Below are 12,624 nucleotides of genomic sequence, written 5' to 3'. Positions count from 1 at the left end.
CCCGAATATTGGCCCGACCTTAGCGGACTTATGGTTTAGATTTGGTTGACGTGTCACCGTTCACCGGCAAAGACACCCGAAATGCCGCCCCGCCCTGCCCCGGCAGGTAAATCACGCTGCCGCCAAGGTTGGTCATAATTTCGCGGCTGATTGCCAGCCCCAGACCGGCACCACCCGCCGCCCTCTGATCACCAAGCCGCGAAAATTTCTCGAAAAGCAACGGCTGGCTTTTGGCAGGAATCCCTGTGCCATTGTCAACAAAATCCACCTCGACGTGACCACCCTTGCGACGCACCCTGATCCGCAGTTCCGGCTGTTCAGCGTCACAGTATTTACAGGCGTTGGCAATCAGGTTGATGAACACCTGCGACAGGCGGTCAGGATCGGTCAGCAACACCACCTGTTCGCGCGGCGGGTCACGATGGATCGTCAGGTAGCCATCGCCCCCCGCCGATGTGACTGATCGGTCAATAATATCCTGCAAATCAGCCGTTTGTATGTTCATTTCCACCTGCCCGCTTTCCAGCACACTCAGGTCCAGCAGATCATCCAGCAGGCGGGTCAGGCGAATGGTTTCGTCATGTATAATTTTTGCGTATTTCGCCCGCTCGTTTGCCGTTATCCCGCCTTCGCGCATGATTTCCGAAAATGCCCGGATCGAGGTCATTGGCGTGCGCAATTCATGGCTGATCTGGCTAAGGAAGGCATCCTTTTGCACCGACAGATCGGTCAGCTTTTCGTTCACTTCGCGCAATTGGCGCGCGGTGCGCTCCAGCTCGGCGGATTTGGCTTCCAACTGGCTGGAGTATTCCATCATCTGCGCGGTTTCATCCGCCACCGCCATCAGATCGCCCACCGAAACACTGGCCCCGCCAACGATCTGCCCGATCATCGCATGGCCCGTCGCCGCCCCCACTGACCCCGCCAATTCACGTTCCAGCCGTTGCAGGAAATCGGGCGATGTATCGGGCAAATACCCCGCCTTGCCCTGCCTTGCCGCTTCGCGGGAAAACAGGTTTTGCGCCTGTTCCGGCCCCAGTATCCGTTGCGCCATCACCAGCAGGTCTTCAGCCTCGGCCATGCCGCTGACCCAGCCCTGCGCGTTCGGGTTATGGTCGAACACATTGACGAACTGCGCCCCTTGCAGGCGTTCCTGCGGGCGCGGAAAACTGGCCAGCGAGACGGTGCAAAAGGCGATGGTGTTCAGGGTCAGGCTCCAGAACAGTGCATGCACCAGCGGGTCCATGCCACTAACGCCGAACAGGGCTTGCGGGCGCAGCCAGCCGATGCCGAATGGCCCCTGCGCCAACAGGTCCGCCGACAGGATGACCGAGCCACCAAAACTGGGCAAAAACAGCGTATAGGCCCACAGGCCGAAACCGGTCAACAGCCCCACCGCCGCCCCCATCCGCATGGCTCCACGCCAGAAAATACCCCCCAGCAGCGCGGGCAAAAACTGTGCCACCCCGACAAAGGAAATCAACCCGATCGCCGCCAGTGCTGCACCGCCGCCCGACACGCGGTAATAGGCATAGCCCAGCGCCAAAATCCCCGCAATCGACATCCGTCGCGCGGTCAGAACCACTTGGCGCACATCACCCGAAACGGTCGCCCCCTGCCGCGCCACACTTAACCAGATCGGCATCACAATATGGTTCGACACCATCGTCGACAGCGCAATCGCCGCCACGATCACCATTGACGTAGCGCTGGAAAATCCGCCAAGAAAAGACAGAGTCGCCAACCCCTCGCGTCCCTGCGACAACGGCACAGTCAACACGAACAGATCGGGGTTGGAACCGGCGGGCATCAGATCCAGCCCGACCACGGCGATCGGCACCACAAACAGGCTCATCAGCATCAGATACAGCGGAAAGGCCCAGCTGGCGGTGGACAGGTGGCGTTCGTCCGCGTTTTCCACCACCATCACCTGAAACATACGTGGCAGGGTCAGGAACGCCACCGCCGACAGGAAAATCAGACTGACCCAGCGGCCCGGCTTCAACTCCCACCCCGCAATCGGGGATGCATCAATCCGTGCCAGAATATCACCGGCCCCGTCCGCCACACCCCAAACCACGAACACGCCAACGGCCAGCAGGGCGAACAGCTTCATCACCGCTTCGACAGCAATCGCGGTGACCACGCCGTAATGACGTTCATTCGCATCCAGATTACGGGTACCGAACAGCACGGTAAACAGCGCTAAACCCGCCGCCACCCACAATGCCGTTGCGTTCAGATCAGACGCGGCCCAACCGCCCGAGCGACCCGCAAACACCGCAAACGACAGGGTGACCGACTGTAATTGCAACGCGATATAGGGCGTTGTGCCGATCACGGCCATCAGGGTGACGATCACCCCCAAAAGGTTCGATTTACCATAGCGTGAGGAAATCAGGTCAGCGATGGATGTAATCCGCTGGCTGCGCCCGATCCGCACCAGTTTGCGCAATATCCACCACCAGCCAACCATCACCAGTGTCGGCCCCAGATAGATGGTCAAGAATTCCAGCCCGGATCGCGCCGCATAGCCCACCGCGCCGTAAAACGTCCAGGCGGTGCAATAGATCGACAAGCTAAGCGTATAAACCAGCGGCGAGCGCAGCCAGCCGAATTTGCCCTGCCGTGCCCGCCGGTCTGCGGCAAAAGCAATCAGGAACAGCGCCACCACATAGGCCAGACAAACCGCAATCAGGGTGTTGAAGGACAGCATCAGTCCGGCGCACCCTGCTGCACATCAATCCGGCGTAGCCTGCGGGCCAGCAGCATTGCAACCGCAATCAACACCACCCAGACACCAAACAGGTAAATCACCCCGACCGAGGTATATCGCCCCTCTTCACCGCCCCACAGGATTGGCAGACACAGCGCCAGAAATCCAAGAATCGGCAGCAGACGGGCCGCATCGGTGGTGCGGCGCTGACGGTAACTTTCGCGCTCCAGAAACAGCGGTTGGCGGCGCTCGCTCACGCCTGCACCAGCTCGTGAATGGCGGCCAGCACTTCCTTGTTGGAAAAGGGTTTGGTCATGAACCGGCTGGCACCCAGCCGTTCGGCCATCTCGCGGTCCTTGGTCTGGCCGCGCGCGGTCAGCATCAGCACCGGCAAATCCTGCCCGCCATCGCTGCCGCGTAAATCTTGCAAAATATCATAGCCCGAACGTCCGGGCAGCATCACATCCAGAATAACCACATCCGGTGCATGGCGCAGAATCGCCTCTAGCGCCGTGGTCCCCTCGGCATGGGTCGCCACAGTCCAGCCATCGCGTTTCAGTATAAAACTGATCGCCTCGATGATATTAGGCTCGTCTTCGATCAGAAGAACTTTTTTGCCCACCTGTCAGCCTCCCCCCGTTGGTCCAATGACAGCTTGGCCATGTTGGCGCTGTGGCACTATCCATAAACTGGGGCGCTGTGTCAAAACTTCCTTGCAACCCGCGCCAGAAACAATGTGCCGGTGATCCCCCATAAGGCACCGAAAACAGGGTCCAAATTGGCGTGCCCATACCCAGATCAAGCCCAAGAAATCCGGCACCCTTCACAAAGGGCAGCACATAAAGAATACTGGATAGCCACGGCAAAATGCCCAGAACGGCCCCTTTCAGAACCGGTTTGCTATTATAAATCGGGATCAGGAAAACCAGCCCCCAAACCGCGCTGGCCATGACCCGCCGCGAAATCCAGCCAAAACTGAAATCCGGCACCATATGAAAGCCCAACGCCGGCGTAACCCCCAGAGCGCCCAGCAACCAGACCAGAATACCACTGCTGAACCCGCCCAGCGCGCCCGCAATCAGGACCATTACAAGTGTTTTAATTGGTTTAACCATCGTCTTCCTCTAAATCTTTGTTACCGTATGTATCCGCGCCGCAGGCACGCCCCACAGGGGCAAATATTTGCGTGGCCCGGCACGGCCCCGTTAAACAGCCTTACCCCTCTTGCGCTAGAATTGATACCTCGCGCCGCGCAGCGCAATCCGCGCGCGGGCATATCCGGCAGGACGTGCCCACCGGCTGCCCATCCTCGCCCAAATCTCCTGCACGGTTTTCAGGGATCACCAGCATCACCGCCTCGATAATCTGCACCCCGTCAAAACCCGTCAAAACCCGTGGTTGTGCCACCGCATAGGTCAGAAACCGCGGCGAATCCCGTTCAGTTTGCAGCACCACCGCACGGATCGGCACCTGCGGGCGCAACAAGGCCTGATACATCGGCCACAATGGACAGGCCGCACCGAATTGCGGCATCGGGAACCCCTCGACGGGTTTGCGAAACAGCAGCGCACCGGAGGCATCACAAGCCACCAAACCCACCGCTGCCTGCCCCTCGACATCCGGCAAACTGGCCATGCGGCGCAGCACTGTTGCCAGATCCACCCCGAACAGCGCCGCCAATTGCACGGGATCCAGCCCCTCGGCCACCGCCGCCTGAAACGCTGCCAAAGGCAAAGCCAGTGCATCCGCCCGATAGCGCGCCAGATAATCGGCCACAGCCCCTTCGGCCGCCACGTTCTGCCCCGCCTCGACCTCGGGCAGATGATAACCCCGCGCCTGCAGATAGGTTTCCAGCTCCTCTAGCGGTGAACTTAACGTGCTTTCCACATCCCCTGCCCCGTCCAGATAGGACACCAGCGCACTGGCCCCCTCGGCCAGCCGCTTGGCATCTTCCAGCAGATTGCGCTGGAACCGCGCCTGCCACTCCGGCTCGACCGCATCGCCTCCTGCCAGAATGGATGCCGTAGAGCGAATGGCAGCAGCGGTGGAAAGAACCTCGTGCAGAGATGTGGACAGAAACGGATCATGGGTCAGACGGTCAGTCAGGGTCGCCACAGTATGTTCCAGCCGGTTGATCCTCGCGTGTTGGGCCACCATCACACCGGCCCAACCCGGAAACCGCCCCGCAAAATCGTCAACTTGCGCCAGTTCCACGCCTTCAGTCTGGCTTGCCGCATCGCGTAACGTAGCCACCAACGCCGCCTCGGCCCCTTCGGACAGAGCGGAAGGTTCAACCTGTAATTCCCGCGCCAGATCCAGCAGCAGTTTACCGCCGATTCTGCGCTTGTTGTGTTCGATCAGGTTCAGATAGGCAGGCGAAATACCCACCTTTTTCGCCAAATCCACCTGTTTCAGGCCGGTTTCCATCCGCTTGGCGCGTATCCGGTTGCCGGTTAGTGTTTGGCGCGGCATCTGTATTTCCTCTTTTTCTCAAGGGCTTCGATAATCGCATTGAAAATTTATTTACAATTTTCTACCACATGCCGTGTATTTATTTACAATTTTGTTGAGTAATTCAAGGTAGTTGTTGCTAGATTAACCCATTCTCACCGATGATATCGGCATCCTTGTAAAAAAGGTTTTGTCTGCGCGGAGGAGGTGCAGACGCTAACTCGGGATTAAACTCGATAACGGGAGGAACTAAATGTCCAACTCAAAACTCACACGTCGCGGCCTGCTGAAAACAGGTGCGGTGGCGGGGGCAGGTCTGGCGATGCCAACCCTGTTCACCAGCAATGTCTGGGCTGGTAGCGGTGGTTACACCAACGCGCCAACCGGCGGCAAGGTCATCCTTGGCTTTAACGTGCCCCAGTCCGGCCCCTATGCGGATGAAGGCGGCGATGAGCTGCGCGCCTATCAGCTGGCGGTCGAGCACCTGAACGGTGAAGGCGATGGCGGTATGCTGAATACATTCAGCTCAAAATCGCTGGACGGAACCGGCATCCTTGGCAACAAGGTTGAATTCGTCACCGGCGATACACAGACCAAATCGGATGCAGCCCGCGCTTCGGCCAAATCCATGATCGAAAAAGACGGCGCGGTGATGATCACCGGCGGATCTTCCTCGGGCGTGGCGATTGCCGTGCAGGGCCTGTGCCAAGAGGCCGGCGTTATCTTCATGGCCGGTTTGACCCACTCGAACGACACCACGGGCAAAGACAAAAAAGCCAACGGTTTCCGCCACTTCTTTAACGCCTATATGTCTGCCGCTGCGCTGGCACCGGTGCTGAAGGATCTTTATGGCGCGGATCGCAAGGCCTATCACCTGACAGCCGACTATACATGGGGCTGGACGCAAGAAGCCTCGATCAAGCAGGCAACCGAAGCGATGGGCTGGGAAACCGTGAACGCGGTGAAAACACCACTGGCCACAACCGACTTCAGTTCTTACGTCGCGCCGGTTCTGAACTCGGGTGCCGATGTGCTGGTGCTGAACCACTACGGCGGCAACATGGTCAACTCGCTGACTGCTGCGGTGCAGTTCGGTCTGCGCGACAAGATGGTCAACGGCAAAAAATTCGAGATCGTAGTGCCGCTCTATTCCCGCCTGATGGCTAAAGGGGCCGGCGAGAACGTGAAGGGCATCCTTGGCTCGACAAACTGGCACTGGTCGCTTCAGGACGAAGGCTCCAAGGCATTCGTAAAATCGTTCGGCACCAAATACGGCTTCCCGCCGTCGCAGGCCGCCCATACGGTTTACTGTCAGACCCTGCTTTATGCCGATGCCTGCCAGCGCGCAGGAAGCCACAACCCCTGTGCCGTCGGCGAAGCGCTTGAAGGGTTCACCTTTGACGGGCTGGGCAACGGTGCGACCGAATACCGTGCCGCTGATCACCAGTGCTTCAAAGACGTGCTGGTCGTGCGCGGGAAGGAAAACCCTGAAAACGAGTTTGACCTTCTGGAAGTTGTGCAGATCACCCCGCGGGCACAGGTGGAATATGCCCCTGACAACCCGATGTTTGCCGGTGGTGAACTGGGTAAATGTAACCCGGGCGCATAAATCAGCCACCACTCAATACGGCTACACCCGGTCGCGCGATCCTTCGTGCGGCCGGGACTATTGATATACACATCGGGCGGGGATGATGGACCAGATACTTCTTCAAATTCTGAACGGATTGGACAAGGGAAGCGCCTATGCGCTGATCGCGCTTGGACTGACCCTTATATTTGGCACCTTGGGTGTGGTGAACTTTGCCCACGGGGCCTTGTTCATGATCGGCGCGTTCTGCGCGGTGACCTTGCAAAAAATCCTGAACCTGTCCAGCGTGGTTCTGGACCCGACCAAGACCGATTTTCTGGGCAATCCGGCCAAGGTAAAAACCCCCTATGTCGAAACATGGTTCGGCCATGACATGGGCGCGGCCATTATTGACTGGTCAGTGCCACTGGCGATCCTGTTTTCCATCCCGATTATGATTCTTATCGGCTTCATCATGGAACGCGGGCTGATCAAGCATTTCTACCACCGCCCCCACGCCGACCAGATCCTTGTGACCTTCGGCCTTGCAATCGTTTTGCAGGAAATCATCAAACAGTTTTTCGGTGCCAACCCGATCCCGACAGGCGCACCCGATGCCTTCAAAGGCTCGTTCGATTTCGGCGTCTATATGGGGTTCAAAGCCAACGCCATTATCTATCCCTACTGGCGGATGATCTACTTTGCCTTTTCGCTGATTGTTATAAGCGGCGTGTTCGCTTTCTTGCGGTTCACCACCTTCGGTATGGTCGTTCGCGCCGGCATGGCCGACCGCGAAACGGTTGGCCTGCTGGGCATCAACATCGACAAACGCTTTACCATCATGTTCGGCATCGCCGCGGCTGTGGCCGGTATGGCGGGGGTGATGTATGCACCGATCAATTCGCCAAACTACCACATGGGCATGGATTTTCTTGTGCTGTCCTTTGTTGTGGTGGTTGTCGGCGGTATGGGCAGCCTGCCGGGTGCTGTGCTGGCGGGGTTCCTGCTGGGTATCCTCGAAAGTTTCGCCTCGATGAACGAAATCAAGTCGATCTTTCCCGGGATTGACCAAATTATCATTTACCTGACCGCCATCATCATCCTGCTGGTTCGCCCGCGCGGATTGATGGGCAAACGCGGCGTGATGGAGGAATAAGACCATGCTGGGCCTGAATAAACGCGATACGTCATTCCTGCTGATTGTGATCCTGCTGACGATGACCACCCCGTTCCTGATGCAACCTTTTGCCGAAAACAGCCCGCTGGCGCAATTCAATAGCGGCTATCCCGACCTGATGGCCAAAGTGGCGATCTTTGGCATCTTTGCGATGGGGTTCAACATCCTGTTCGGCCTGACCGGATATCTGTCCTTTGGCCACGCGGCCTTTTTGGGGGTTGGCTCATATGCCGCCGTCTGGATGTTCAAACTGCTGACCCTGAACGTCTTGCCAGCCGTGATCCTTGCGGTGATCATGTCCGGTATCTTTTCCCTGCTGATCGGCTGGATTTCCTTGCGCCGCTCGGGCATCTATTTCTCAATCCTGACCCTTGCGATGGCGGAAATGAGCTATCGTCTGGCCTATTCGGTTCTAACCCCGCTGACCAATGGCGAAACCGGCTTGCAGGTACGCCCGAATGATCCGCGCATTCTGGACAGTGTCACATCGGCAAACTACCCTAACCTGTTTGGCCTGCAACTAAGCTCGTCCTATCACTGGAAGGTTCTGGGGCATGATTTTACCTTCAATGTAGGTTTCTATTTCTGCGCTGTCATCGCGATTATCGCGTTCTACATCAGCATGCGCATCTTCCGCTCGCCCTTTGGCATGATGCTGCGGGCGGTGAAATCGAACCAGCAACGCATGTCCTATACCGGCCTGAATCCCCGCCCCTACACATTGGCGGCCTTTGTGATCTCGGGCATGTATGCCGGACTGGCCGGTGGCCTGCTGGCGGCAATGGACCCGCTGGCAGGTGCCGAACGCATGCAATGGACCGTTGGCGGCGAGGTGGTGATCATGACCATCCTTGGCGGGGCCGGCACATTACTGGGGCCGGTGCTGGGGGCGGGTGCAATCAAATATCTGGAAAACATCTTTTCCAAGATCAACGACAACGTGCTGGATGGCTGGTTTTCCTTTTTGCCGGATACGATCCGCGATGGTGTCGTCTGGTTCTTCTCGCGCTTTACCGGTGAAGGCTGGGCGCTGACGCTGGGCCTGATGTTCATGCTGGTCGTTACCTTCCTTCCCGGCGGGCTGGTCGAAGGTGGCAAGCGTATTGGCGCGCTGTTCAAGCGCAAGCCCAAAGGCGATGGGGACGATCCCCAACACCACCCCCAATCCACGCCGCATGTGGCCGAGTAAGGAGAAACGATTATGGGTATCCTTGAAGTCAAGAATGTCGGCAAACGCTTTGGCGGTCTGCAAGCCCTGGGCGATGTGAACCTGTCGGTGGCCGAAAACACCGTGCACGCGATCATCGGACCCAATGGGGCGGGCAAATCGACCCTGCTGAACGTGCTGGTTGGAAAACTGATCCCGGACTCTGGATCGGTAATGTTCGACGGGCAATCGGTACTGGGGCGTAAACCGTATGAAATCAACCAGATGGGTATTTCACGCGTGTTCCAGAAACCGGAAATCTTTGGTGACCTTACGGTGATCGAAAACGTGATGATCCCCTGTTTCGCCCGCCGAGACGGGGCATTTCGGGTTCATGCCTTTGAAACCGTGGCGCAGGAACGCGACATTATCGACGAAGCCGAACACATGCTGCAAGACGTCAACATGCTGGATAAACGCGATATGCACGCGGCCTCTCTTTCTCGGGGCGACAAACGGCGGCTGGAAATGGCGATGTGTCTGGTGCAAAAGCCACGCTTGTTGCTGCTGGACGAACCCACAGCGGGCATGGCACGGGCCGACACCAACAACACCATTGATTTGCTGAAACACATCCGCGACACCCGCGACATCACAATGGCAATCATTGAACACGACATGCACGTCGTGTTTTCCCTGGCCGAACGCATCACCGTTCTGGCACAAGGCACGCCACTGGTCGAGGACACACCGGAAAACATCAAAGGCCACCCCAAGGTAAAAGAAGCCTACCTTGGCGAACAGGCGCAGGAATAAAACCATGAGCCAAACCGAAAACACCCCCTCTGCCCCCGCCTTTTTCTCGGTCTCGGACCTGCACGCCTATTACGGCGAAAGCTACATCGTTCAAGGTGTTTCCTTTAATGTCCCCGAAGGCGAAATTCTGGCCCTGCTGGGCCGTAACGGGGCTGGCAAAACATCAACCCTGCGCGCCATCGCCCGTCTGGACAATCCGCAAATGACCCACGGCGAAGTTTGGCTGGACCATCAGCCCCTGCACGAGATGAAGGCCTATCAGGCCGCGCAGGCCGGGTGCTCTCTGGTGCCCGAGGACCGCCGCATCATTGCGGGCCTGACGGTTGAGGAAAACCTGCAACTGGCGCAAATTGTCGAACCGGTAGGCTGGCCGCTGGGACGCCTTTACGAATTGTTCCCCCGTCTGAAAGAGCGCCGCAAGCAAGAGGGCGTCACCCTGTCGGGCGGCGAACAGCAGATGCTGGCCATCGTCCGCGCCCTGGCCCGTGACATCAAAGTGCTGCTGCTGGACGAACCCTACGAGGGTTTGGCCCCCGTGATTGTGGACGAAATCGAAAAGACGCTGAACCTGATCAAAGAACAAGGCATCACCACCGTGATCGTCGAACAAAACGCGCTGCGCGCCCTTGCCCTTGCCGATCGCGCCGTAATTCTGGATACTGGCACCGTTGTATTTGACGGACTAGCCAGCGAAGTGCTGGAAAACGATGAATTGCGGGCCGAATATCTGGCTATTTAACCTGACCTGCCCGCATCCCGGGCCACCTAGAAAACTCATGTCTCCGGAGACCTGAAAATGACAGACAAAACATATCCCCCCTCACCCGAATTCGTTGCCCATTCCCATGCGGACAAGGCAACCTATGATGCGATGTATCAGGCATCGATGCAGGACCCCGACACGTTCTGGGGCGAACACGGCAAACGCATCGACTGGATTGAACCCTATACCAAGGTGAAGAACACCGATTTCACGCTGGGCAAGGTCAATATCAAATGGTTCGAGGACGGCACCCTGAACGTGGCCGCCAACTGTATCGACCGCCACCTCGCCACCCGTGGTGATCAGGCCGCGATTATATTCGAGCCAGATGATCCCGAAACACCGGCCCAGCACATCACCTATAACCAGTTGCACGACAAGGTGAACCGGATGGCGAATGTGCTGCTGTCCCAAGGCGTGATGCGCGGTGAACGCGTGGTGATCTATATGCCGATGATCCCCGAAGCCGCCTATGCCATGCTGGCCTGTGCTCGCATCGGTGCAATCCATTCGGTGGTGTTTGCAGGGTTTTCCCCCGATGCGCTGGCCAACCGGATCAACGATTGTCAGGCCCGCGTATTGATCACCGCAGACGAAGCCCCCCGCGGCGGGCGCAAGACCCCGTTGAAATCCAACGCCGATGCGGCCTTGCTGCACTGTTCCGACAAGGTTCGCTGTCTGGTGGTGAAACACACCGGCGGCCAAACAACCTGGATACAGGACCGCGATGTCGATGTGCTGGCATTGATGGAAACCGCCAGCCCCGACTGCCCGCCGCGCCCGATGAACGCCGAGGATCCGCTGTTTATCCTTTACACATCCGGTTCCACCGGCAAACCAAAGGGGGTTCAGCACTCTAGCGGCGGCTATCTGGTCTATGCGGCGATGACGCACCAGTACACCTTTGATTACCACGATGGTGATGTGTTCTGGTGCACCGCCGATGTGGGCTGGGTCACTGGCCACAGTTATATCGTCTACGGCCCACTGGCCAACGGGGCCACAACCCTGATGTTCGAAGGCGTGCCCACCTACCCTGACGCCAGCCGGTTCTGGAAGGTGTGCGAGAAACACAAGGTCAACCAGTTCTACACCGCCCCCACCGCCATCCGCGCGCTGATGGCCTATGGCAATGATCCGGTCACCACCTGTGATCTGTCATCGCTGAAACTACTGGGCACCGTGGGCGAGCCGATCAACCCCGAGGCATGGAACTGGTACAACGATGTTGTCGGCAAGGGTAAACTGCCAATCGTCGACACATGGTGGCAGACCGAAACCGGTGGCCATATGCTCACCCCCCTGCCCGGTGCAACCGCGACCAAACCAGGCTCGGCGACGCTGCCGTTCTTTGGCGTGAAACCGGTTGTTCTGGACCCGCAAAGTGGTGAAGAAAACGTTGACGTCGAAACAGAAGGCGTCTTGGCCATTGCCGACAGCTGGCCCGGCCAGATGCGCACAATTTACGGCGATCACGAACGGTTCGAGAAGACCTATTTTTCGGATTACAAAGGCTACTTCTTCTCCGGCGACGGTTGTCGTCGGGATGAAGACGGCTATTACTGGATCACCGGTCGCGTTGACGATGTGATCAATGTCTCCGGCCACCGCATGGGCACCGCCGAAGTTGAAAGCGCACTGGTGGCACATGTCAATGTAGCCGAAGCCGCCGTGGTGGGTTACCCGCATGACATCAAGGGACAGGGCATCTATGCCTACGTCACCCTGATGAACGGGGTCGAGCCATCTGACGAGTTGCGTAAAGACCTTGAAAAATGGGTCCGCACCGAAATCGGCCCGATCGCCAAGCCCGACCTGATCCAGTGGGCCCCCGGCCTGCCAAAAACCCGTTCCGGCAAAATCATGCGCCGCATTCTGCGCAAGATTGCCGAGAATGATTTCAATACATTGGGTGATACCTCGACTCTGGCGGATCCATCGGTCGTAGACGAACTGATCGAAAACCGGATGAATAAAGGGTAGA

General features: G+C 58.0%; 11 protein-coding genes. 6 read left to right on the top strand and 5 right to left on the bottom strand.

The window, feature by feature from the left end:
- Positions 1 to 28: 28 nt before the first annotated feature.
- From ACQY4M_RS13355 to ACQY4M_RS13335, 5 genes are all read right to left on the bottom strand, one after another.
- Entirely contained in the window at positions 29 to 2,716 is a 2,688-nt protein-coding gene (locus ACQY4M_RS13355; protein WP_428544946.1) for an ATP-binding protein, read from the bottom strand.
- Positions 2,716 to 2,973 (bottom strand): hypothetical protein, encoded by a 258-nt coding sequence (locus ACQY4M_RS13350; RefSeq protein ID WP_428544943.1) that lies wholly within the window; start codon positions 2,971 to 2,973, stop codon positions 2,716 to 2,718. The genes ACQY4M_RS13355 and ACQY4M_RS13350 overlap by 1 nt, the downstream gene beginning before the upstream one ends.
- Positions 2,970 to 3,338 (bottom strand): response regulator transcription factor, encoded by a 369-nt coding sequence (locus ACQY4M_RS13345; protein WP_428544940.1) that lies wholly within the window; start codon positions 3,336 to 3,338, stop codon positions 2,970 to 2,972. Before ACQY4M_RS13345 ends, ACQY4M_RS13350 begins: the two co-directional genes overlap by 4 nt.
- Positions 3,301 to 3,831 carry a hypothetical protein gene (locus ACQY4M_RS13340; protein ID WP_428544937.1) on the bottom strand — a complete coding sequence of 177 codons (531 nt, stop codon included), beginning with the start codon at positions 3,829 to 3,831 and terminating at the stop codon, positions 3,301 to 3,303. Before ACQY4M_RS13340 ends, ACQY4M_RS13345 begins: the two co-directional genes overlap by 38 nt.
- Before the next feature lie 100 nt (positions 3,832 to 3,931).
- Positions 3,932 to 5,188 (bottom strand): short-chain fatty acyl-CoA regulator family protein, encoded by a 1,257-nt coding sequence (locus ACQY4M_RS13335; RefSeq protein ID WP_428544934.1) that lies wholly within the window; start codon positions 5,186 to 5,188, stop codon positions 3,932 to 3,934.
- Positions 5,189 to 5,420: 232 nt separating this feature from the next.
- Here ACQY4M_RS13335 and ACQY4M_RS13330 point away from each other — a divergent pair, with 232 nt between their 5' ends.
- The 6 genes from ACQY4M_RS13330 to acs all read left to right on the top strand — a co-directional run bounded on the left by ACQY4M_RS13330 (position 5,421) and on the right by acs (position 12,623).
- Positions 5,421 to 6,776, top strand: a complete 1,356-nt coding sequence (locus tag ACQY4M_RS13330) for a substrate-binding protein (protein WP_428544931.1) — start codon at positions 5,421 to 5,423, stop codon at positions 6,774 to 6,776.
- An 85-nt stretch (positions 6,777 to 6,861) separates the two neighbouring features.
- Positions 6,862 to 7,893 carry a branched-chain amino acid ABC transporter permease gene (locus ACQY4M_RS13325; RefSeq protein WP_428544928.1) on the top strand — a complete coding sequence of 344 codons (1,032 nt, stop codon included), beginning with the start codon at positions 6,862 to 6,864 and terminating at the stop codon, positions 7,891 to 7,893.
- A gap of 4 nt (positions 7,894 to 7,897) precedes the next feature.
- Entirely contained in the window at positions 7,898 to 9,103 is a 1,206-nt protein-coding gene (locus ACQY4M_RS13320; RefSeq protein ID WP_428544925.1) for a branched-chain amino acid ABC transporter permease, read from the top strand.
- Between the two features lie 12 nt (positions 9,104 to 9,115).
- Complete coding sequence (locus ACQY4M_RS13315) at positions 9,116 to 9,877, top strand: ABC transporter ATP-binding protein (RefSeq protein ID WP_428544922.1); 762 nt, start codon at positions 9,116 to 9,118, stop codon at positions 9,875 to 9,877.
- Positions 9,878 to 9,881: 4 nt separating this feature from the next.
- A complete protein-coding gene (locus ACQY4M_RS13310; RefSeq protein WP_428544919.1) occupies positions 9,882 to 10,616 on the top strand; it encodes an ABC transporter ATP-binding protein in 735 nt (244 codons plus the stop codon).
- Positions 10,617 to 10,673: 57 nt separating this feature from the next.
- Positions 10,674 to 12,623 carry an acetate--CoA ligase gene (acs, locus tag ACQY4M_RS13305; RefSeq protein WP_428544916.1) on the top strand — a complete coding sequence of 650 codons (1,950 nt, stop codon included), beginning with the start codon at positions 10,674 to 10,676 and terminating at the stop codon, positions 12,621 to 12,623.
- Position 12,624 lies beyond the last annotated feature (1 nt).

It is taken from the genome of Profundibacter sp., from assembly GCF_965277155.1.
In the GTDB taxonomy this organism is placed as follows: Bacteria; Pseudomonadota; Alphaproteobacteria; order Rhodobacterales; family Rhodobacteraceae; genus Profundibacter.
The sequence above is the reverse complement of the archived record's forward strand: the minus strand, read 5'-3'. Positions and strand labels throughout refer to the sequence as shown.

What these genes read in the sequence shown, in the direction of transcription:
- ACQY4M_RS13310 (WP_428544919.1), top strand. Translation starts at nt 9,882, where the DNA reads ATGAGCCAAACCGAAAACACCCCCTCTGCCCCCGCCTTTTTCTCGGTC.
- acs (WP_428544916.1), top strand. Translation starts at nt 10,674, where the DNA reads ATGACAGACAAAACATATCCCCCCTCACCCGAATTCGTTGCCCATTCC.
- ACQY4M_RS13355 (WP_428544946.1), bottom strand. Translation starts at nt 2,716, where the DNA reads ATGCTGTCCTTCAACACCCTGATTGCGGTTTGTCTGGCCTATGTGGTG.
- ACQY4M_RS13315 (WP_428544922.1), top strand. Translation starts at nt 9,116, where the DNA reads ATGGGTATCCTTGAAGTCAAGAATGTCGGCAAACGCTTTGGCGGTCTG.
- ACQY4M_RS13320 (WP_428544925.1), top strand. Translation starts at nt 7,898, where the DNA reads ATGCTGGGCCTGAATAAACGCGATACGTCATTCCTGCTGATTGTGATC.
- ACQY4M_RS13330 (WP_428544931.1), top strand. Translation starts at nt 5,421, where the DNA reads ATGTCCAACTCAAAACTCACACGTCGCGGCCTGCTGAAAACAGGTGCG.
- ACQY4M_RS13340 (WP_428544937.1), bottom strand. Translation starts at nt 3,831, where the DNA reads ATGGTTAAACCAATTAAAACACTTGTAATGGTCCTGATTGCGGGCGCG.
- ACQY4M_RS13335 (WP_428544934.1), bottom strand. Translation starts at nt 5,188, where the DNA reads ATGCCGCGCCAAACACTAACCGGCAACCGGATACGCGCCAAGCGGATG.
- ACQY4M_RS13325 (WP_428544928.1), top strand. Translation starts at nt 6,862, where the DNA reads ATGGACCAGATACTTCTTCAAATTCTGAACGGATTGGACAAGGGAAGC.